This window comes from Bacteroides sp. HF-4919 (assembly GCF_018860125.1).
Genome location: NZ_JAHKNF010000001.1, coordinates 147,153 through 167,236 on the forward strand (window position 1 = coordinate 147,153; position 20,084 = coordinate 167,236).

The window sequence follows — 20,084 nt, forward strand, 5'->3', positions numbered from 1 at the left end:
TTCTCTTTGTTAGTTAATAGAACTTGTTAATTAATAAATTGTAAATAAACGTTTTGGAGTACAAAGGTAATTAATATTCTTTATATATACATTACAAAGATGCTACAATTTTTTAAGAGAGATAAACATATTATAGCTCTATGAAACAAAAAAGCCCCGCAAATCAATTGCGGGGCTTACATATTGTTAAGTATTAGTCAGCTATCAGCTTTCTATATCTCACACGCTTAGGTTCTTCGTTACCAAGTCGTTTCAATTTATTCTCTTCATACTCCGAATAAGAGCCTTCAAAGTAGAACACGTTCGAATCGCCTTCGAAAGCAAGAATATGAGTACAGATTCGATCGAGGAACCAACGGTCATGCGAAATGACAACAGCACAACCGGCGAAATCTTCCAGACCTTCTTCAAGTGCACGCAGAGTATTGACATCAATATCATTGGTCGGCTCGTCGAGCAATAATACATTTCCTTCTTCCTTCAATGCCATGGCAAGGTGCAAGCGATTACGCTCACCACCGGAAAGTACTCCACAAAGCTTTTCCTGATCAGCACCCGAAAAGTTGAAACGTGAAAGATAGGCGCGTGCGTTAATGTCACGCCCTCCCATGCGGATCAAATCATTTCCGCCGGAAATTACCTGATAAACACTCTTATTCGGATCAATATCTTTATGTTGCTGGTCTACGTAAGCCACCTTCACGGTCTCCCCTACTTCAAATTCACCCTTATCAACAGTTTCCAGTCCCATAATCAAACGGAAAAGAGTTGTTTTTCCGGCACCATTCGGTCCGATAACTCCCACAATACCATTGGGAGGAAGCATAAAGTTGAGATCGTCAAACAACAGTTTATCACCGTAAGCTTTAGCCACATGTTTAGCCTCGATCACCTTATTACCCAAACGAGGACCGTTCGGTATGAAGATTTCCAATTTCTCTTCTTTTTCTTTCACATCTTCGTTCAGCAATTTATCGTACGAGTTCAAACGGGCTTTGCCCTTAGCCTGACGTGCCTTGGGTGCCATACGTACCCATTCGAGCTCACGTTCCAGAGTTTTGCGACGTTTGCTGGCAGTTTTCTCTTCCATTTCCATCCGCTTGGTTTTCTGCTCCAGCCAGCTGGAATAATTACCCTTCCAGGGGATACCTTCGCCACGGTCAAGTTCAAGAATCCATCCAGCCACATGGTCAAGGAAATAACGGTCGTGTGTCACAGCAATTACCGTACCTTCGTATTGCTGCAAATGCTGTTCCAACCAGTCGATAGACTCAGCATCCAAATGGTTGGTCGGCTCGTCGAGCAATAAAATATCAGGTTTTTGCAATAACAAGCGGCAAAGCGCCACACGACGACGTTCACCACCCGAAAGATTAGCCACAGACTGATCTTCGGGCGGGCAACGGAGAGCATCCATTGCACGTTCCAGTTTACTATCCAGATTCCAGGCATCCGTCGCATCAATAATATCCTGCAACTCCCCTTGCCGTGCAAAAAGTTGATCCATCTTGTCCTGATCTTCATAATATTCAGGCAAACCGAACTTCTGATTAATTTCTTCGTATTCGTTCAGTGCATCAACAATGGGTTGCACACCTTCCATTACGATTTCTTTCACTGTTTTAGTGTTATCCAGATAAGGCTCCTGTGCCAGATAGCCTACTGAATATCCGGGAGAAAAAACCACCTCTCCCTGATAAGACTTCTCCAGACCGGCAATAATCTTCAGCAAAGTAGATTTACCCGAACCGTTGAGACCGATAATACCAATCTTAGCTCCATAGAAGAAAGAAAGATAAATGTCTTTTAGCACATTCTTGTTAGGTTGGAAAGCTTTGCTTACTCCCACCATCGAGAAAATTATTTTTTTATCGTCAGCCATATATAAATAATGTGTATTGATATTTATGGCACAAAGATAACAAAAATGTTCGGAATTTATTTGCAATTATAAAAAATAGCTCTATCTTTGCACCCGCTTAACAGCAATAAAGGATTGATTCGCTAGCTCAGCAGGTAGAGCACAACACTTTTAATGTTGGGGTCCTGGGTTCGAGCCCCAGGCGGATCACTTAGGAGAAACGACAATACTCCGCCAAACAATGACAAAGCTCTCTAAACTAACGGTTTAGGGAGCTTTTTTCTTACCCCATACGGACAGTAAAAAGAACTTCAAAAGCCAATTTCAGACTAATAATCGTTACCAAATCGTTACGGTATTTTGTTACGGAGAAAATCGTAACGATTTTAATGCTAAGTCATTGATATGTCGCATATTGTCACTCGTTAGTTCGCTTCATCCCGAACATAGAAAACTAATTTTGCAAATTAAAAACGTTACGGTATGAAAAGTACATTTAGAATCCTCTTCTATTTAAAGAAGAACGAACCGAAGAAAGACGGAACAGTGACCATTATGGCACGTATCACAGTAGATGGAGAAACCAAGCAATTCAGCACGAAGAAAACAATTCTTCCTGAAGATTGGGATATAAAATCAGGTCGTGCAGTTAATAAAAGCGGAAAAAGCACCAGTGCTAAAATATCCAAGTTGAACAAAGAACTGGATGATTTACGTGGTCAAATCTCCATACAATACACCAAACAGCTAAACAACAACGGATATGTAGAACCAGAGAAGTTACGCAATAAAGTATTGGGGATTGAGGAAAAGCAACACAGCCTACTCACTTACTTTACAGAACATAATTTGCAATATAAAAACAAAGTAGGAACAACAGCTACACAAAAGACTTATTCACGTTATGAGTTAACCAAGCAACGCTTGATAGATTTTATGAAAGTGAAGTATAGAGTTTCTGATATCTTTATTCGTGAAATCAATGCAGTGTTCATTGAGAACTTCTATCTTTATTTAAGAAACGAACATGGCATCAATAACAACACTGCAATGAAGTTTGTACAACGCTTTCACTCCATACTTATATATGCAAAAAACAGCGGATTGAATTTTATTGATCCTTTTGGTTCATTCAAGTTCAGTTTTGACAAAGTGGACAGAGGATATCTCAATCAGGACGAGATAGACCTTATTTATAATAAAGAATTTTCGTCTGCCCGATTGACACAAGTACGTGACATGTTTATTTTTAGCTGCTATACCGGATTATCCTATATCGACCTGTGCAATTTGACCAAAGAAAACATCAGACTCGCTTTTGACGGAAAACTTTGGATAATGACCAAGCGTGAAAAGACGGGAGTAGATTCCAATGTACCTTTGCTTGAAATCCCCAAGCAGATATTAGCTAAGTACGAAGGCAAGCTGAAAGGCGGTAAACTCCTTCCCGTTATCAGCAATCAGAAGATGAACGAATATTTGGGAGAGATAGCAGAAGTATGCCTTCCACCTTGCACGGCATACTTTTGCCACAGAAATCTGCTTGACACAAGGTGTACCTATTGAAAGTGTTTCCAAGATGTTAGGTCATACAAATATCCAAACCACACAAATTTATGCCCGTGTGGTAGATAGGAAATTAAGTCACGATATGGCAATATTAGAACAGAAACTCCAAAACAAAGGAAAACGTACTATCGCCATAGTCAATCCCTGATTAATAACAGCGTTCCGGCAAGATTTATATTATTATTTTACCGAAACCATAAAATAACAAAATATAAATAACCAATTATACCCCTAAACAAAATCATTATGGAAAGAGGATATATTAAAATCACAGAAGAAGAAATCGGCAAACCTATTGTCGAAGTCAAGATGGTAAACGGCACCGTTTGGATGTTCAAGCACGAAATCGCACGTCTATTTGATGTGTATCTGCAAACGGTAGGAAATAATTTTCGTTCCATATTCAAGTCCCATTTGCTTAGGGAGGAAGAAGTTACTATGGAAATTAAACTAAAAAATGAACGAGGTAATGATATCTATGTTACCTATTACAATCTGGAAGCCATCATCTTTTTAAGTTACCGTATTGATTCACGATATGCCAAAGCTTTCCGTGAATGGGTGATGAACGCCCTTTGTGAATACAATCGGATGGAAAAGAAGCCACAAGAAATGTTGATTGTATTCAGTCAGGGTAAATCCCAATCCTACATCCGTAACTAATTTCCGGAAGCCTTATCCAACATTTCGGGGATAAGGCTTTCTCTTTCTGAGAAGAACGACTATATTTGAATAAAATAACGAATAATGGCCAATAATCTTCCGATAGCTATATTGATAGACGGTGACAACGCTTCACCGGAAAAGTTGAATGAAGTCATTCGCTTTGCCACAACACATGGTAATCCCATCATTAAAAGAGTTTATGCGGATTGGACGAAGCCTTCATCCAACAGATGGAAAGAGGTAGCATACGAAACTTCATTCCGGTTAATAGAAGCCCCTTCCTACGTCAGCAAGAAGAATACGACGGATATTGCATTGGTTATTGATGCGATGGATATTTTACTGGCCGGAATGGTGAAGGGATTCTGTATTGTATCCAGTGACAGTGACTATACGTTGCTTACCCAACGGATCAGGGAAGCCGGATTGTTGATTTTAGGGTATGGAGAAAGTAAAACTCCGCTTTCGTTTGTCAATACCTGCAGTAAGTTCCAGTATTCCGACAAGGAAATTTTCCCTGCCGAGAACACCCCTGCCTTTTTCCTTCAGAGGGATGCGCCCCTTTTTGACAAAGTGTTTGAGGAAGCATCAACAGACGGTGAAACCGCATCTACATCTGTAATGGGATCACTTCTAAGAAAACACATACCTAAATATAATATCCGGAGATACCAATGTAAGACGTTGCTAATTCTTTATGAACGTTTGGGAAAGTACGAAATCATAGAGGTTCAAGAGGGAAAGAGCATTAAGAAAATAATCAGATTAAAGAAATAGAGGTTCTTTTCTATGTTCTCCACCCACTCCAATGGATGAAAAGTACATTCTATTCGTCAAAAGAACATTTCCCGTACTTTGTACCGGAAATAATCTTTCGCCTACTCATAACCGCAGAAGAGTATTTCGTTAGCAGTCGAATAGTATCTATTCACCAACTAACGAAATACCTTTCTTTTTCCGGTTATGTAAAGAGGTTGCTTTTCTGATTGTTTACCCACCCCGTTTTAAAGGAATTTTTCCCAACGGAATAAATAACACCCGGATAAATCCGACAAAGCTATTTATTCTTCAACTTCTCCAACGCTTCATTGTGGTCTGAATCATATTGCTTTTATTAAAGCCTTTTCAGGCTCTTTTTAACGGGCTTTGCCTTACTATTCCTTCTTCAGTTTTCAATAGCCATCATTCCACTTTTAATGGACGGAAGATGATTTGAAGCGAACTGACTTATTCCGAGTGCAAAGGTAATTACGGGCTTAGACAGAAAAACAAGGTCGAGCCGCAAGCGGTTACGGGAAAAATCTTCCTCCGTACTCTGTCCGGAGAGTATTTTTTCCGTAAACCTTGTTTTTCTTAACCCCTACCTTTTTATGGCACCCGAAACAAGTCTGCTCACTCCAACTCATCAACGCATAAAAAAAATGTCATGATTATGAAAACAGAAAAAGAAATAAACGGAAACAAGTTGCTACTCAATCTACCCCCGCATTTGATTGTTAAATTGGCAGTTTGGGTGGTTTTAGCCGTTTTGGGTCTATTTGTATGGGGTGGCAGCTTCTGGATGTGGTTCTTCGAGCTGTGGTTGGCAAAATGCGTAACAGGCGTAGTTCTCCGCTTTATTCTCGGCTGTGTGATAATGCTTATCTCTGCTGCTTTCATGCTATGGCTTTTCGTTTGGTTACTCAATTACTTAATACATTGAATTTATGAAAACAAGATACGGTAAGACCGCAGTTCAACAGAACAAGTATTACGAAGTGGATAATATCTATCTGTACATGATAGAAACCTACATGAATGGCAATATCAGTCAGTTTCGAGTGCTCTACAAGGAACTATGCAGCGATGCGAAGAAAGACTTCATAAGCGTATGTTTCAACGAAGCAAATCCACAGTACTTACAGGAAATCATTCAGGCAACCATTTAATACAATCTATTATGCAACCAATCATTGAAAATCTAATTTGTATAGGCGATGACCGTGTAGCGATCCTATTTGCGTCACTTCTAAACATAATAACATGGGCAACGAATGAAGAAGCCCTAAGAAGAGGTATCCAACGGTTCGCAGAAGAAGAACCCCTTTTTACTACCTACTTTGCTCACGGTTTCGGGAAACATCATTGTTGGATACATCAACGCAAATTCAGTGATCCTCAGAAACTTTTTGATTACAGATTATTAATTGTCGAATTTTAAAAATACAGCATAGCATCATGGGAACGACGATGAACGAGAACGGCATTTCAACATGCACAATACCGGGAACTGAGAAATATGCTCCGTTCCATCCGGTTCACAGACCTGAAAGTGTTTATTTCCAATATGATTATAGACATATCGGTGGTGAGCTATTCAGTTGTGTCGCTTCAACTCTGGAAGAGTGTAAAAATAAAAGAAACCTTTGGTTACAAACTATTAAATAATCAACCTGATGAAAGCAATATCAGAATTTACATATCAAGAGAAAATAGCACAAATATTAGATTATCGTACATGTCGGATAGAACGTGAAACCAAGCTCCCTTATTTGTTGGCTATCCGCAGGAATGACAAAGAACAGATTGCCTATTTCGAGAGTTTCGGGGACAGTGTGCATCGTATTATCCATAATGTCCGCACTTATGAGCGTGGCTTACTGTTTGGCTATACTTCTAAGGAACTTAACGGACACGGCTGGCTCATTGGAATGTTGCCAATCATTGAGAACATTGAACTGGAATCGGGCAATTGCATCCATATCGGGCAGTCCATCAATGGTACTTATGCCGTAACCGTTGACTGGTGTACCGGAAGCGCAGGTGGTGGCAGCCATCCGTCTATTTGGGATAAGCCCATATCGAGTTATAAAGAAGCCATCCGTTCGGGTATTCATGAATTAGAGAAAGTGTACAACAAAGCGGAATGCTATTCTATTTCGGATAGGGGTAATTATAATCCTAAAGTAATCAGCAAGCTAAAAGCGAAGCTATTGGAATTAAAAAGACGGTATACCCAACCGCAACAGTTGAGCCTGTTTTAAGGCTAAAATGAAAAACGCTGCAAATCCTTTAGAGAGATGCAGCGTTTTACTGTTCAATGTATCGCTATTTATAAGGCTTGTTTGCTGCCAATCAGATTATATTTATACGAAGGGTGATCGTAAACCTCTATTCCTTTCACATTAGCTCCAATAATCGTATGTCGATATAATTTTTCCAGATTAATAATATTGAATTTATCCTTCGGTAAGTCCATGCGTTTGTCCTGCAAGGTAAGATAAACGACAGAATAGACATTGGGTGCAGTATAGCTTCGCTTTTCAGCCCCTTTGCCCCGCAGTTCATATTTTTCAGCTTTATCCGCATCCAATGGGAGGAACCGGGCAAAATCAATATTACCGACCAAGAAGTTGAAACCGTTCGATGGAATGAAATTTTTCGTTATCGTACTTTCAAGTGAGTTATAGGAAAGCGGATAGCCTTTCTTGGTAAAGTCATAGTCGCCTCTTACATTATCTACCTGAGTATAGTAAGTTTTGGAAAAATCAAATTCCGCCATGCTCTTTTCCAGTCTCAATTTATATTCCGCTTTTATTTTTTCAAATTTGAACTTGTCCGACCGGCATTCTTGCCCCAACTTCTTGTCTATGGCATGGATATAGTTAAGGATTACATTGTCATCCACCGGAAGTTTATTAACACGCACACAACAGGCAAACATTAGCTCCGGAGTAAGTTCTACGGAGTTTTCTATCAATGGCTTTTCAAGTATGGAGGATATGACTTCGCCCCGTTCTATCGCCTTGTTGATGTGGATGTAGATTTCTTTGTCCGGTAGTTTATCACTTTGCACAAGTAAAAGCGGTTCTTTACTGTAGAATATATCGGAATTTTCAGGAATGATCCCCTTTACCGTCACCGTGGAAAACGCCAGATTTTCGTCTTTCAGATTTTTGTATTGTTTCCTGCCGTATTCATTTGTGAAACCTTCTTTAATGCAGGTATAATCACCGGAAGAGATGTAATGCTGTCCCAGATGCAGCACGTCACCTGCTTTGAAGGTCTGCCCGTCGTAGCTGTTGCAGGATTCTTGCGCATGGGCAAGTACGATGGCGGAGAAAAGGAAAATCGTTAAAATGCAGAGTCTTTGTTTCATATCCATTCTTATTATTCGTGTTTTAGGTTTAGGCTGCAAATATACTTCTTTCTTTTCGGATGAAAAAATAGGGAATGGAATATCGCTCTGTTTAATATGGTAAAGCCCATTCACTTATCCTGTGAATGGGCTTTCTTAAATTTATTAGCTATTTTTATCTTCTCCCCACAATTCCTTGTCTGTTGGAGCATGGGCAAGTTCATACAGGCACCAGCCCCATGTGAGAATAAGGAAAGATATATAACCGATAATAAAAGTATTCATTGTCCTGTCTTCCTTTCCTTTAGATTTTCAGCCTATTTTTCTTATCTTGTCTGACCGGGGAAAAAGAAAACTCCTGTTTCTCCTTATCAAATCTGACTACCGTATCTTTCAACTCTCCTTTAGGCGTTTGAATACGATTTACTCTTAAGGGTGTACCATTATAGAAATTTTCCATTTGGTAAAACTCAAACTTACTTCCGGTACATTGCTCCATTCGGACATTCAGAGAAAATAGATTGCATCCGCTCCGTACACTATCGGGTATCTCTTCCGGGCGTTTGGTTATTTGTTCAGGAAACCATTTCCATGCGGCAAGACAATGGTCCGGAGTTCGTTTATCTTTCGGAATAAACAGGAACGATTGAAATAATTCCTCATTCAATCCACACTTGTAGGCGTTCTCCGTTTTTATATCTTCCCGTATGTTCCTACTGGCTAAAACAGAGTTTCCTGATGTGATGGTTGCCTGACAAGCCAATGCTTCATCTTGCAGATGAAGCGGTATGGCAGCAAGGCAATTCCCGTCTTGCGTTACGGCAAACATGGCAATATCTGTATTGATGACTTCTTTGCGTAAAGTGCTTATTAAATCTATACAATCCACATGATCCGCAAACTCCTTCAAAGCCTCCAAGCAAACGGCTGGATAAGGTACATGAGCCAATATTTCAGCGTGCCCGTAACTTAAATCCGGACTTGCATTCAGTGCTTGACGACACATCTCTTCCGTTTTCATCCCCTCCGGCACAAATTCAAGATTATACCCATCTTCTTGTATTCCTACCATGCACACCTGACTGGTTTTTCTTTCATCCGTTAGTCCTTGGAAGTACGCAGGATCTTGCCGGATAGCTTCTATATCTGATTTCTCGAATTGATTCGTCATACTCCTTTGATTTTAATTATAGGTATTACCAACCTTTCTACATCTTCGTGCATCCGGCTACGCTGATACCCCGTCTTTTCCAAGCCCTCGAAGACTATTTGTTTGGGGAGTATCTTGTGGCAGAAATAGCTTGAGCCGAAATACACCCCGTTCTTCTCCGTGAACTGAATCCGCTTGTCAAAAAGGAGCATTTGCATCTCCTTTTCTCTAAACAAGCGGCATGGCGCACTGCTGTTAAGCCATAAGTTACCCATCAACAAGGCAAACGGTTTACCCAGTGAAAGACACCGTTCCACAACCTTCCGCTTGATACTGAACGGAGGATTGGAAACAATAAAATCCCATTGTCCCGGTTCATAGGTAAAGAAATCCTGTCCGGTGCCAATGTGGGAGAATACGACCTTAAAGCCGGCTTCTTTCAAGGCAATGACAAATTCGCTATGCCCGGTGTCGAATGGGCACCAAACCGTTTTACCTCTTGGCAGATACCTAATGATAGGCAGAACGGCATATCGCGGTGTATATTGCTCGTCACTGCTCAAACTCTTTTTATATCCGGCATAAATCATTCCGTTACCTCCTCCTTTTTTTCGTTGTTGAAAGAGAAACTTTTTTGAACCATTTGTCCATGTGAGTCGAGAATGTAAATGTCAATGGTCTGCTGGTCTGTACTCAATGACTTATAGTACAAGCGAAATGTTTCTTTTTCCAATGGATACAAATCATTTGGTATCAGGATGGTGCCGTCTTCAAGACGAAGCTGACCTTTTCCGTCCGTTTGGAACATCCGGATAAAGTAACGGGTATCACGGTACTCACCGCTGCGAACCAACCGGCAGCGGATTTCGGCTTCTTCTCCCATAACTACTTTCGTTTGTACCGGCAATGTTGCCAGATCAAACTCATACACCTGCTGAATGTCCAATTTGCCATTACAGGCAGATAAGCACACGACACCGATCATCATAAGACCGAGTATAAATATTGTTTCAAACACTTTTTTCATCTTTTTTATAAATTAAAAATTCAATTTCGTATGGCACTGTTCTAAAAAACGTTTTTCTTGAAGTTCAAAATACTCCTTATCTTTCTCACACCCCCAAAAATCCAATCCGAGCGAATAGGCTGCGATCCGGCTGCTGCCACTTCCTATGTGAGTGTCGAGTATTTTTTGTCCCGGCTTTGCGTAATTGTTTAAAATCCAAAGGTACAATTCAACGGGCTTTTGCGTCGGATGGATATAGCCACCGAATTTACAAATCTTGGTACGGTGGACGGTAACGATCCGCAAAGCCTTGTGAAAACTGGTGTATGCCAGTTCACCGTCACTCATTGTCAGCTTTTGTCCCTTGTCCCATACAATCCATCCCATGCTCGGAGACAGATAAGGGGCAAAATAGTTTCCTCCGAATATGACCTGGTTTTTAGAAATACGGAATAATTCATCAAAATACTTCTTATCGGGAGGTGCATCATCCCAATCTTTAGGTTTATAATATTTCCATAGTTTCCGATACCCGATACGGCTTCTTTGGATGCCGTAGGGCGGATCAACAATGGCAAGGTCAAAGTATTTGTCAGGGATGGATTGCATAAAGTCCATACAATCCATATGATAGACTTCATTGGACATAGGCTAATCAATTAAAAATTTGATACCTGCCCCGAACTCAAAATGGAACCTTCCGGTCTGTGTGCCCCATAAGCAACGCTCACAGGCATTGAGCAGCAGAACCACCCGGTTACTCAGATAGCTTTCCAATTCCAGCGATAAAGCACCGCCATAGAGGAAAGCATCATCGCTTTGCAGCGTCGAACCGTCAAAGAGCGGCTTCTTTCCCCAATTATTCGTTTCGTACCCGGCAAGAGCGGAACCCCCAATGGAAAGCAGAAAGGTTTTATTGGCATCCGAGAGGAAGGTGTAATAATACCCTCCTTCTGCCGTAAATTGCGAGGTAGGGATGCGTATATCCTTGTAGGGATGGTACTTCTGCAAATACTCCGCACCGAATACCCAGCGGTTGCAATGCTTCGTATAGGTGTCGAGTGACAGACCGAAGTGATAGCCGAGTTGGTTACGGTCGGCAGCGGAATGAAAACCGTCTACCATGCCGCCTGTGATGCGGAGTCCTTGCATACCCGGCAGGCAGCGTTGGGCATGCGCCTTGTCCATGAGGACAAAGCACACAAACATACATAGTATAACAGATACTTTTTTCATCTTACTTCACTTTTAGTTCATTAATCACTCTGGCACGGATCAGTTCGGCATTTTCAATCACAAACCGCTGATGGCGACCGCCTGATTGCTCGTTCAGTTCCACTACCAATTGCTTGTCATCAGGTAAGGTGAATTTCGGCAGGGTAAATACGGTTCTTTCTTTTGACTTCCCGTTTACCACCGTTACATAATTGTAGGCACGCAACGGGACAATTACCTGTTCCTGAATGGCGGTACGCTTGGCTAACTTCTTATCCACGACTTTGAAAGTGATGTAATCTAAGTTGAAAGGGACATGGGAAGAGTTTTTTAGCTCCGTATGGAAATACAGCAGTCCGTTATGGGTATAAATACCTTTGAGCGTGTATTGAATACCGAAGCGCTTGCAGCCGATATGCTTCACTAAGCGGTCATTGTTCTTGTAGATGGACTGCATAATCAATCGTACCAGCAAGGGAGATTCGCTACCCAGTTCTTTCAGGTAGACTTCCATCGAGTTGTTCGGACGATTCACCGCCTCACCATCGTGGATGAAATCTTTCATCTCGATGTTGAGTTTCGTAGGTTCGTCTGCATACTTTACATTATAGGTATAGTAGCTGCCATCTTCAGTGATCACGGCAAGGTTCGTTTCACGGGAGAAGTCACGCAACGCAGCTTTTACACGCAGAACGTTTTCCGAACCGTCGGCTTTCCCGGCAATAATATCGGCGGAACCCAAGTCCACATAACGGATAGCAGACGGGAAAATGAGATGCACAGTTTTATTGAAGGTCACTTCCAGCCCGTAAGGAGGAATCATACGGTCAAAAGTGACCGCACGTGTCAGCCCCCCGTACAATTCACCCGTTGATGGACTTTTACGCACATCTTCCCCTTTGTCCTGTACCTCTTCGGATAAGATCGTTTGCGCAGCTTGCCGCACTTTTTCTACTTTCTCCGTCTTTTGTGCGTTGGCACTCCATACACTTGCGCCAATGGCAAGCATGAAAATTAACTTTCTCATAAATCTTTCTTTTAAATTGTTTATAAATTGGATTTTAGTGGTGATTCTTATTTTCCCGGCAGGAGGTATAGTTCATGGTTGGCTTTGAGTGTCACCTTGACGGTGCGGAATTTCTTCGACAGGTATTGTGAAGTTCCCTGTATTACTCCTTTACCCAAGTCGGCAGCCAGTTGCGCCCCGGCACTTTCGGTAATACTGATACTCGTTCCAAGTGATGAACCCATGTTGGCGGCTATTTCCTTGACAGCGTTCAGTTCATCCGAACCGGGAACGGAAATACCCTTCATGCCGTGCATGTCGTACACATCCAGACTCACCGGGATGATCGCACCGCCATAGTTGACTGAACTTATATTAACTTCCATCCGTTCGCCTCCGATCTTGGCGGTACCGACAACAATTGTTCCGGAGGGAATATATTGTTTGCCTGCCATCATTGGCTCCAATGTACGGAGTTCCAGTTCTTTTCCGTCGGTCAGGGTAATAGTCCGGCAAACACGGACACGGATCGTATTTTTCAGGATATTTTCTTCCGCAGAACGTACTGTATTGAAACCTACGTTGCGTGGTTTGCCGTAAGTTTTCACAAAGTCCGCATCGCTCATCGGCGGAGCGAGCAGTGACACTACTCTTTCCTGTACTTGCAAGACGGGAGTAACGACCGGTTTGTCATTTCCGGTTACTTCGTTGGTTGCAGATGTCGCCTGTACTACTCGTCCATTCGGCAGATTAGCGTTTGACGGATTGCCGTTCTGTCCGGCAGGCATGTACTTCGCTGCCATTTGATAAGATTTCTCCATCAAATCCAGTTGTTCATCTACCCTCGACTTTTGTAGCTGTTCCTCTTTCTGTTTGCGTTCCATCTCCTGAATACGCCATTCCAGTTCCAACAATTTCTGGTCGTCTTCCGGCTCAGGCTGTTGATAGAACGAACCGAGTTGCCGGTTAATGTTCTGATAAGCGATGGCAGATGCATGCACGGATGAGCTTGTTGAACGGACAGGAGCATCTTCTTCCGGCGGTGCAGCCGGCGGATCACTGACTGTAGCCTGTCCGTCAGGTTCTCCGAATGCAATATCAAAGTCCTGGAGTGTGCCCATCTTCTCTTTTTGCTGTTTCTCGAAAGCGTCTTGTTCATACGCTTCTTTTTTGTCACCCGGCATCCCTTTCTCATGGGGGAGTGGAACGTCTATATTGAACCCTTCCTGTATGCTATCTTCTTTTTCTGCCGATGACGGAGCGAATATGAGCCACATCGCCCCGGCAAACACCATGAAAATAAGCGGATAGACCAGCATCTTCTTTCTTCGCTGTATTTCTGCCGAAGTCAGTTCTTTACGTTGCTGCTGCTTTGGCTTCGTCTCTTGCTTCGCCTTTTCAGGTGTTCCGGCAGGGGGAACCGTTTCTCCCCCTACTGCTTCGGTCACGTGGATTTCTTCCCGCACCATTTCTTTTATATTCAAATTTTCTTCCATTATTTCTTTTCAAGTGATTGATGGGGACAGGCAACCGACAGGCTATCCCTTTCCTGTTGAAGCTTCAACTTCCCGATATGCTGAATCTGCAGCAATTCTCCTTCCCGTTTTCCCATATTATAAATAGAGGAAACCACAAAATAGATAGACAAGCCACTGAATACCAGAAGCAGGCTGAGCGTAACCGCTAATTGTCTGCCAGGTGTGAGCCGTCCGCACATTCCACGAAGACCGTCATCGAAGCGGTCTTGCCACTGCTGTACTTTTTTCCGTATCATAAGCCTATCTTTCCAGTACACGCAAATTCCTGTTTTCTAAAATCTCAAAGCGTTCCATTGTGAAACCGTGCGGATTGTTGTCACTACGGACAGAGTTAATCAATCCGCAACTGGTGACAAGACTTCGTTCGGTGACATTACTGGCACGGATAATCATTTGCCGGGCATAGGTAGTTACCTGATATGGATAGCGGTCAAAATTACACACCATGCTATCCACCTGTACCGTTTGGTTGATATTGGCGGAAATGATTCGATTATAATACCCTTTCTCGCTCCAATCCTTATAATACCGGAAAGCGCTTTTATCACAAAGGAACAATGCCCGTTGGATATTGCTTTCAATCGCTTTTTTGTCCGGTGAAAGGGTGAAGAACAGTTCGTGAAATCGTTTGACGTGTTCTTTCGCTTCGACCGGACGGTTTTGGGACAAATCTTGCGAGAGAGCCAGCATCAATGACTTTCCGTTGTCCAGTACATAAATCTTTTCCCTTTGCCGTTCAGCGAAACTGTATGAACTCCAAATACTATACCCTGCAACTACCGCACAAAGCAATAGGAAGACCAATGCAACCATCCGTATCTGTTTGAAACTACTTTCTATATTCTTTAAACTTTTAAATTCCATTGTTATACTTTCTTGAGAGTTACTTAATTTTTATTGTTAGTAGGCGTACCATAGCGACCACCCAATGCCGCTTGGCTGCCTCCGCTACCTCCGTCACTTCCACCGCCACCCATGCGGCCTTTCATATAGCCATATCCGGATTTGGCACCTTTTCCGATGGCTCCGGCAGCGTGTCCGGCAACCGCACCGCCCAGGGCCGCAGCACCTTTTCCGCCCATATAGGCTAATTGGGTAACTTTCTGTCCGTAACCTCCTGCACCACCGCTTTGTATCACCCAAGAGGCGACCGTCGGGATAGTCAGATACCCCACAATCCCTATGAGCATAAAAATAATGTATGCGGCATTAGAATTATCCGGTACGAAATCGGGGTCAGAGAGCGCGGCAATATCCTTTTCCATCATCAACACCTGAATGCGTGCCAATACGGAACTGAATAAATCCGAGATGGGAAGCCAGAGATAAATACCGATATACCGGGCTATCCATTGTGTCAATCCTCCCTGAAAGCCGTCATAGATGGATAGCGCAAAGACCAGCGGACCGAGAATGGACAAAACGATCAGGAAGAAAGTACGGATGGTGTCGAGTATCAGCGAAGCCGCCTGAAACAACAGTTCCAGAAAATTGCGGAAAGCATTCCGAATATATTGCTTCAGTTCATGGCTCGTCCTTTTTGCCTGCATTTTCATCATCTCGAACAGATCTTCGGGTGACCATCCTAATTCCTCCAGCTTCTTGTCGTAGGCTTCGTCAGACACCAGATAAGCCGTTGCCGGATTACGTGCCATCGCTTCATACTCCAGTTTGTTCCGCTGTTCACTGTACTTTTGCATATCCAGCGTCTGATCTTGCAGGATATTGTTACAGCCTTTTACAACCGGACTCATAACCGCATTGATTGTGCCCAATACAAAAGTAGGGAAGAACATGATACATAATCCGATGGCGAACGGACGGAGCAGCGGATAGACATCGACAGGTTCGGCACGTGCCAACGCCTGCCATACTTTGGCTGCAACGTAGAACAGCGCACCCAGCCCTGCTATTCCTTTGGCAACTCCGACCATATCGCCGCAGAGCGGCATCATTTCCGCATACAGATTCTGTAGAATCAGGTGCAGACTTTCAAATTCACCTGTCATGGCTTACCAATATCTTTCGTTAGCACTGCCGTAAAGGGAAAGTACCCTTTGGGTATCGTTTTTCTCTTTTGCCCGGAGATAAGAGACGGATATATTGCGATTGGTGTAATAGGCTACCAGATTGCGATACTCCTTAATGTCCCGGTACACCCGGTCTATTACATCCATGCGCTCCTTGTCACTCATGGACAATCCGTTTGCCGATACTACGGTTTTCAGTTCGTTTAGCAGCCCGTTGCCCTCTTCCAGTAACTTGGTATAGCCGGCCCCGATGGCATTCAGTTCGCTCGGAGTATAATTGGGATCACCCAGCATCTTTTGAAAATTAGATACATATAGTTCAGAAATTTCCCCGACCATTAAAACCGTTTGTTGTACCTTTCTCGCATCTTTAACCAGATTATTCACAGACTTCAAAGCGTCATAATATTTCTTCCCCTGCTCAAATACTTTGGCTGTCTCCTTGAATCCGTTCAATGTATTTTGGGCGGTAGTTGAAGTCTGTATAATCTGCTTGGCAGAATTGATAATCCCCTGCGCCAGATTGCCGGGATCGGAAACGACCCATTGCGCCTTTGCCTGATAACCAAGGCAAAGTGTAAAAGCGCATACGATAAATAAAAATTTCTTCATAAATAAATTTTTAATAGTTTATAAAAGCATGATAATTGGATTTTTTAGTGGTGAAGACGGAGAGTGTTACCACTCTTCCGTCCGGATATACTCGCCTTCGGTCGATAGATAGAGTATATCCCTTTCCTCGTCATAACCTATCTGTATTTCACCGAACAGATCGACAAAAAGCCCTTTGTCCGTTTGGCGGATTCGGTTCGTAACCACCATATCGGGATGATAGATTAAGGCGAGGCAATAATGTTTGCTATCATGGTATATCTCCACTGGCGGAGAGTGGAGGTTGCTTTTCCATGAACCGCATATATTTCTGACCGGATATTTACGGCTGGTTTTCATCCCACTGAGGTTTACGGACATACCCCCTATTTGTAGAGAATGTAAATATTCCCCTGCCTGCATCATAATACATATCTATAAAAATATATTCCATATTAACTGTCGTTTGATGGAAAGATGACCTTTCCGTTGGTAAATAGGTTATTATTTCTCTTTCTTGCTTTCCGCCAGTTGCTTAATCGCCAATTCGATGTTTCCACCCAACTTATCCGTTAGCTCCATGACTTCCAGCTTTTCCGTTTCCTCCGTCGTATACGTGAGATACTCTTGTGCAGAAACCTCCGTAGCATACACCGTAGATTGCACACCGCCCAGCCCGAACCATACTTCTTTATAATGCCTTGAAGCGGAGTTCGCCATATTGATGGAGAGTATCTGTGCTTTTTCCTTATCCGTCAGTCCCAGCAACTCCTGAATTTTGGAGAACTTGTTCACATACTTGCGTTGATCTAATAAAATTTTGCAATCCGAATTATTGATAATACTTTCCTTGACGACGGGGGAAGAGATAATATCATCGACCTCCTGTGTCACTGTAATGGCTTCACCATAAAACTTACGGACGGTCTTGTACAGATAGCGCACATATTCCGCCATGCCTTCTTTCGCCAACGCTTTCCAAGCTTCTTCGATGATTATCATTTTTCTCACCCCTTTTAACCGGCGTAACTTATTGATAAACATCTCCATAATAATGATAGTGGTGACCGGGAAAAGTATGGGGTGATCCTTGATGGCATCAATTTCAAAGACTACAAACCGTTTATCCAACAAATCTATTTGCTTATCAGAGTTCAGCAAAAAGTCATACTCTCCTCCTTTATGGTACGGTTCCAGCACATTCAGGAAGTTCGCCAAGTCGAACTCTTTTTCCCTGACGTGTTTGGCATCCAGTATCGCCCGGTAGTCTGTATCGACAAATTCGTAGAAGGTATCGAAAGACGGAACCAGTCCTTCATCGAACTTAATCCGGTCAATGAACAAGGCAACGGCGTTGGAGATAGCCACCTCTTCCGAACGGCTGGCAGGTTCATTGTCTTTCTTCCATAGGGTAAGAAGCAACGTTTTGATACTTTCTTTTTTCTTCACGTCAAAGACTTTGTCTTGCGTATAGAACGGATTGAAACTGATCGGGCTTTCCTCGGTATAGGTAAAATAAATTCCATCCTGTCCGTTCGTCTTCCGGTTAATCAGGTTGCAAAGCCCTTGGTAGCTGTTACCCGTATCTACCAGCACCACATGCGCACCCTGTTCGTAGTATTGGCGTATCATGTGGTTCATGAAAAAGGATTTTCCACTTCCTGAACCGCCCAACACGAATTTATTACGGTTGGCTATAATTAATGTGTATAATTTTCTATCTATTTAATACTGAATATCATGTATTTATAGCGTAGAATATATCAATATTAACATTTTACAAACATGCAATTTGCATACAAATAGAGTGGTTATAAGAAAACAGAAAAGGATATTTGTTGTTAATGGGTAAATGTGGTAGGAGATGTTTTTATATCTGTTTTCCCTCGTTTTTCAGTGAAAAATAGACATGATACAGGCGAAAAGAAGAATACTGTTTTTCTTTTCGCCTGTATATATATTTTGCTGTCTATAAAAGTAGGTTTAGTTCGTTTTGGATATATAGACAAAGGGATAAACTAAACTTGCAATGTATAGGAAAGCCTTTTCTTGAATATTAAAAGTTAATTTGTTCAAACTTAATAAGAAAAAAATAGCTTAACAAGCTGTTCTATTATTAACTTTCCCTATATTTGAGTGTTGTTTATATGACTGGTTATGAAATATTTTCTACCCATATTATTTATATTTTCTTTCAATCTTGTCAGCCCACTTTTAGCACAAGACAAGAATTGTGCAGATATGTCTGCTTTATTAGAGAACAAAATATGGAAAGTGCAACTTCCTAAAGACAAACAATATGCAATGGAAATGGAATTTCGTAGTGCCGGATGGAGAACTACGTTTCTATATGATGAAAAACAAACCAAAACATTTTATTCCTATTCTTTGCATGGAGATACTATCAAAGTTTTTGAATCGGGGAAAAATTGTATCATTCAAGAACTTACAGATAGTACTCTGACATTCCTTTATCTACCGGAAAGTTTGACAATCGGAGTTGCGCCTGTTAGATGTACAACAGATAACAGTATTCAAGGGCTACGAGAGAACGAAAAACGATTGGATAGTATTTGGCGCAAAGAAGATATTTGGAACAAGGGTACTGCTCCTATCAATAAAACTCAGGCTATCAAAGAATATCCCCGATGGGCTGTATGGGATTATGACTTGGAAAAGTATTTCGTTTCTCAAATGAAATACCCCAAAGAGTTACTGAAAAAGAATGTGGCAGGTCATTCTGTTGTGATGTTTTCCATCGACACACTGGGTTTACCTCGTGAAATCAATATTCTGACTACTATCCATAAAGAGTTTGACAAAGAAATAATTAGATTAACAAAAGAACTTCCACACTGTCTGCCTTGCAGGGATAAGAACGGTAAACGAATAGAATGCTTCCATACAGTATATGTACCATTCTTACCACAACATTATAGAGATAGAGTAAAATCGGACAGCATTGCAGAGGAAGAATTGAAACAAAGTTTTGTGGAATGGGAAACTGTGTCTTATTTTGAAAAAGCAAATCCGTATGCAGTTACCAACTACATCAATGAACGCCTAACATACGACCCCAAGCTATTGAACGGCAAAAAAGAAGCCAAAGGGATTTATACGATACGAATTGATTCTTACGGAGAAATAATAAAGGTAGAAACCTTACGAAGTTGTGGCATACCTGAATGGGATAAGCAAGTATTGCAAATCATAAAAGGTATGCCACGGTGGACTCCTACCATCAATTATTACGGGAAAGGTGAATATCACAACTCCGTTTGGACTGTACCTGTTTTATTTAAAAATGATAATCGGTAAATCCTTGAATGAACATC

Annotated in this window: 21 protein-coding genes, 1 tRNA gene and 2 pseudogenes; 9 read left to right on the forward strand and 15 right to left on the reverse strand. The window is 41.9% G+C overall.

The genetic code is table 11. The annotated features are described in order from the left end of the window. Window positions 1–193 precede the first annotated feature (193 nt). Window positions 194–1,882: an energy-dependent translational throttle protein EttA gene (gene ettA / locus KO473_RS00590; RefSeq protein ID WP_005776885.1), complete on the reverse strand. Its 1,689-nt coding sequence runs from the start codon at window positions 1,880–1,882 to the stop codon at window positions 194–196. Window positions 1,883–1,998: 116 nt separating this feature from the next. Between ettA and KO473_RS00595 the strand changes: the two genes are divergently transcribed. The 8 genes and pseudogenes from KO473_RS00595 to KO473_RS00630 all read left to right on the forward strand — a co-directional run bounded on the left by KO473_RS00595 (window position 1,999) and on the right by KO473_RS00630 (window position 7,119). Continuing rightward, a tRNA-Lys gene (locus KO473_RS00595) sits at window positions 1,999–2,071 on the forward strand. Window positions 2,072–2,344: 273 nt separating this feature from the next. Further along, window positions 2,345–3,578: pseudogene (locus KO473_RS00600) on the forward strand (site-specific integrase). 98 nt (window positions 3,579–3,676) lie between these two features. After that, window positions 3,677–4,093: a virulence RhuM family protein gene (locus KO473_RS00605; RefSeq protein WP_005819975.1), complete on the forward strand. Its 417-nt coding sequence runs from the start codon at window positions 3,677–3,679 to the stop codon at window positions 4,091–4,093. A gap of 84 nt (window positions 4,094–4,177) precedes the next feature. After that, window positions 4,178–4,873, forward strand: coding sequence for an NYN domain-containing protein (locus KO473_RS00610; protein WP_005819973.1), 696 nt, complete (start codon window positions 4,178–4,180; stop codon window positions 4,871–4,873). 655 nt (window positions 4,874–5,528) lie between these two features. Beyond that, a complete protein-coding gene (locus tag KO473_RS00615) occupies window positions 5,529–5,798 on the forward strand; it encodes a hypothetical protein (RefSeq protein WP_032537473.1) in 270 nt (89 codons plus the stop codon). A gap of 4 nt (window positions 5,799–5,802) precedes the next feature. Further along, entirely contained in the window at window positions 5,803–6,024 is a 222-nt protein-coding gene (locus tag KO473_RS00620) for a hypothetical protein (RefSeq protein ID WP_005819971.1), read from the forward strand. Window positions 6,025–6,313: 289 nt separating this feature from the next. Next, window positions 6,314–6,523 carry a DUF3873 family protein gene (locus tag KO473_RS00625; RefSeq protein WP_005819969.1) on the forward strand — a complete coding sequence of 70 codons (210 nt, stop codon included), beginning with the start codon at window positions 6,314–6,316 and terminating at the stop codon, window positions 6,521–6,523. A gap of 8 nt (window positions 6,524–6,531) precedes the next feature. Beyond that, window positions 6,532–7,119, forward strand: coding sequence for a hypothetical protein (locus tag KO473_RS00630; protein WP_216035071.1), 588 nt, complete (start codon window positions 6,532–6,534; stop codon window positions 7,117–7,119). A 68-nt stretch (window positions 7,120–7,187) separates the two neighbouring features. Here the strand turns inward: KO473_RS00630 and KO473_RS00635 are convergent, their stop codons facing one another. From KO473_RS00635 to KO473_RS00700, 14 genes and pseudogenes are all read right to left on the reverse strand, one after another. Continuing rightward, a complete protein-coding gene (locus KO473_RS00635; RefSeq protein ID WP_005819967.1) occupies window positions 7,188–8,234 on the reverse strand; it encodes a DUF4852 domain-containing protein in 1,047 nt (348 codons plus the stop codon). A 283-nt stretch (window positions 8,235–8,517) separates the two neighbouring features. Then, the gene (locus tag KO473_RS00640; RefSeq protein WP_005819965.1) at window positions 8,518–9,384 is read right to left on the reverse strand and encodes a hypothetical protein; all 867 of its coding nucleotides are present in this window, start codon (window positions 9,382–9,384) and stop codon (window positions 8,518–8,520) included. After that, window positions 9,381–9,953 (reverse strand): hypothetical protein, encoded by a 573-nt coding sequence (locus KO473_RS00645; RefSeq protein WP_005819963.1) that lies wholly within the window; start codon window positions 9,951–9,953, stop codon window positions 9,381–9,383. Before KO473_RS00645 ends, KO473_RS00640 begins: the two co-directional genes overlap by 4 nt. Next, on the reverse strand, window positions 9,950–10,390 hold the full coding sequence (locus tag KO473_RS00650; RefSeq protein WP_005819961.1) for a DUF3872 domain-containing protein: 441 nt from the start codon (window positions 10,388–10,390) through the stop codon (window positions 9,950–9,952). The genes KO473_RS00645 and KO473_RS00650 overlap by 4 nt, the downstream gene beginning before the upstream one ends. A 12-nt stretch (window positions 10,391–10,402) precedes the next feature. Next, window positions 10,403–11,017 (reverse strand): DNA methyltransferase, encoded by a 615-nt coding sequence (locus KO473_RS00655; protein WP_005819960.1) that lies wholly within the window; start codon window positions 11,015–11,017, stop codon window positions 10,403–10,405. Between the two features lie 3 nt (window positions 11,018–11,020). Continuing rightward, on the reverse strand, window positions 11,021–11,605 hold the full coding sequence (locus tag KO473_RS00660; protein WP_005819959.1) for a conjugal transfer protein TraO: 585 nt from the start codon (window positions 11,603–11,605) through the stop codon (window positions 11,021–11,023). 1 nt (window position 11,606) lies between these two features. Then, window positions 11,607–12,611 carry a conjugative transposon protein TraN gene (gene traN, locus KO473_RS00665; protein WP_216035072.1) on the reverse strand — a complete coding sequence of 335 codons (1,005 nt, stop codon included), beginning with the start codon at window positions 12,609–12,611 and terminating at the stop codon, window positions 11,607–11,609. 47 nt (window positions 12,612–12,658) lie between these two features. After that, complete coding sequence (traM, locus tag KO473_RS00670; RefSeq protein WP_122130896.1) at window positions 12,659–14,086, reverse strand: conjugative transposon protein TraM; 1,428 nt, start codon at window positions 14,084–14,086, stop codon at window positions 12,659–12,661. Next, a complete protein-coding gene (locus KO473_RS00675; RefSeq protein WP_005819956.1) occupies window positions 14,086–14,364 on the reverse strand; it encodes a TraL conjugative transposon family protein in 279 nt (92 codons plus the stop codon). The genes traM and KO473_RS00675 overlap by 1 nt, the downstream gene beginning before the upstream one ends. A gap of 4 nt (window positions 14,365–14,368) precedes the next feature. Beyond that, entirely contained in the window at window positions 14,369–14,992 is a 624-nt protein-coding gene (gene traK / locus KO473_RS00680; RefSeq protein WP_005819954.1) for a conjugative transposon protein TraK, read from the reverse strand. Between the two features lie 23 nt (window positions 14,993–15,015). Further along, on the reverse strand, window positions 15,016–16,137 hold the full coding sequence (traJ, locus tag KO473_RS00685) for a conjugative transposon protein TraJ (RefSeq protein WP_005819951.1): 1,122 nt from the start codon (window positions 16,135–16,137) through the stop codon (window positions 15,016–15,018). Between the two features lie 3 nt (window positions 16,138–16,140). Beyond that, complete coding sequence (locus KO473_RS00690; protein WP_005819950.1) at window positions 16,141–16,770, reverse strand: DUF4141 domain-containing protein; 630 nt, start codon at window positions 16,768–16,770, stop codon at window positions 16,141–16,143. Window positions 16,771–16,836: 66 nt separating this feature from the next. Then, entirely contained in the window at window positions 16,837–17,130 is a 294-nt protein-coding gene (locus KO473_RS00695; RefSeq protein ID WP_232303440.1) for a DUF3876 domain-containing protein, read from the reverse strand. A gap of 123 nt (window positions 17,131–17,253) precedes the next feature. Beyond that, window positions 17,254–18,450, reverse strand: a pseudogene (locus tag KO473_RS00700) (TraG family conjugative transposon ATPase); the annotation flags it as partial. Between the two features lie 456 nt (window positions 18,451–18,906). Between KO473_RS00700 and KO473_RS00705 the strand changes: the two are divergent. Next, window positions 18,907–20,067 carry an energy transducer TonB gene (locus KO473_RS00705; protein WP_121963819.1) on the forward strand — a complete coding sequence of 387 codons (1,161 nt, stop codon included), beginning with the start codon at window positions 18,907–18,909 and terminating at the stop codon, window positions 20,065–20,067. Window positions 20,068–20,084 lie beyond the last annotated feature (17 nt).

Coding starts and splice junctions, on each gene's coding strand:
- ettA (WP_005776885.1), bottom strand. CDS start 1,882: ATGGCTGACGATAAAAAAATAATTTTCTCGATGGTGGGAGTAAGCAAA.
- KO473_RS00605 (WP_005819975.1), top strand. CDS start 3,677: ATGGAAAGAGGATATATTAAAATCACAGAAGAAGAAATCGGCAAACCT.
- KO473_RS00610 (WP_005819973.1), top strand. CDS start 4,178: ATGGCCAATAATCTTCCGATAGCTATATTGATAGACGGTGACAACGCT.
- KO473_RS00615 (WP_032537473.1), top strand. CDS start 5,529: ATGAAAACAGAAAAAGAAATAAACGGAAACAAGTTGCTACTCAATCTA.
- KO473_RS00620 (WP_005819971.1), top strand. CDS start 5,803: ATGAAAACAAGATACGGTAAGACCGCAGTTCAACAGAACAAGTATTAC.
- KO473_RS00625 (WP_005819969.1), top strand. CDS start 6,314: ATGGGAACGACGATGAACGAGAACGGCATTTCAACATGCACAATACCG.
- KO473_RS00630 (WP_216035071.1), top strand. CDS start 6,532: ATGAAAGCAATATCAGAATTTACATATCAAGAGAAAATAGCACAAATA.
- KO473_RS00635 (WP_005819967.1), bottom strand. CDS start 8,234: ATGAAACAAAGACTCTGCATTTTAACGATTTTCCTTTTCTCCGCCATC.
- KO473_RS00640 (WP_005819965.1), bottom strand. CDS start 9,384: ATGACGAATCAATTCGAGAAATCAGATATAGAAGCTATCCGGCAAGAT.
- KO473_RS00645 (WP_005819963.1), bottom strand. CDS start 9,953: ATGATTTATGCCGGATATAAAAAGAGTTTGAGCAGTGACGAGCAATAT.
- KO473_RS00650 (WP_005819961.1), bottom strand. CDS start 10,390: ATGAAAAAAGTGTTTGAAACAATATTTATACTCGGTCTTATGATGATC.
- KO473_RS00655 (WP_005819960.1), bottom strand. CDS start 11,017: ATGTCCAATGAAGTCTATCATATGGATTGTATGGACTTTATGCAATCC.
- KO473_RS00660 (WP_005819959.1), bottom strand. CDS start 11,605: ATGAAAAAAGTATCTGTTATACTATGTATGTTTGTGTGCTTTGTCCTC.
- traN (WP_216035072.1), bottom strand. CDS start 12,611: ATGAGAAAGTTAATTTTCATGCTTGCCATTGGCGCAAGTGTATGGAGT.
- traM (WP_122130896.1), bottom strand. CDS start 14,086: ATGGAAGAAAATTTGAATATAAAAGAAATGGTGCGGGAAGAAATCCAC.
- KO473_RS00675 (WP_005819956.1), bottom strand. CDS start 14,364: ATGATACGGAAAAAAGTACAGCAGTGGCAAGACCGCTTCGATGACGGT.
- traK (WP_005819954.1), bottom strand. CDS start 14,992: ATGGAATTTAAAAGTTTAAAGAATATAGAAAGTAGTTTCAAACAGATA.
- traJ (WP_005819951.1), bottom strand. CDS start 16,137: ATGACAGGTGAATTTGAAAGTCTGCACCTGATTCTACAGAATCTGTAT.
- KO473_RS00690 (WP_005819950.1), bottom strand. CDS start 16,770: ATGAAGAAATTTTTATTTATCGTATGCGCTTTTACACTTTGCCTTGGT.
- KO473_RS00695 (WP_232303440.1), bottom strand. CDS start 17,130: ATGTCCGTAAACCTCAGTGGGATGAAAACCAGCCGTAAATATCCGGTC.
- KO473_RS00705 (WP_121963819.1), top strand. CDS start 18,907: ATGAAATATTTTCTACCCATATTATTTATATTTTCTTTCAATCTTGTC.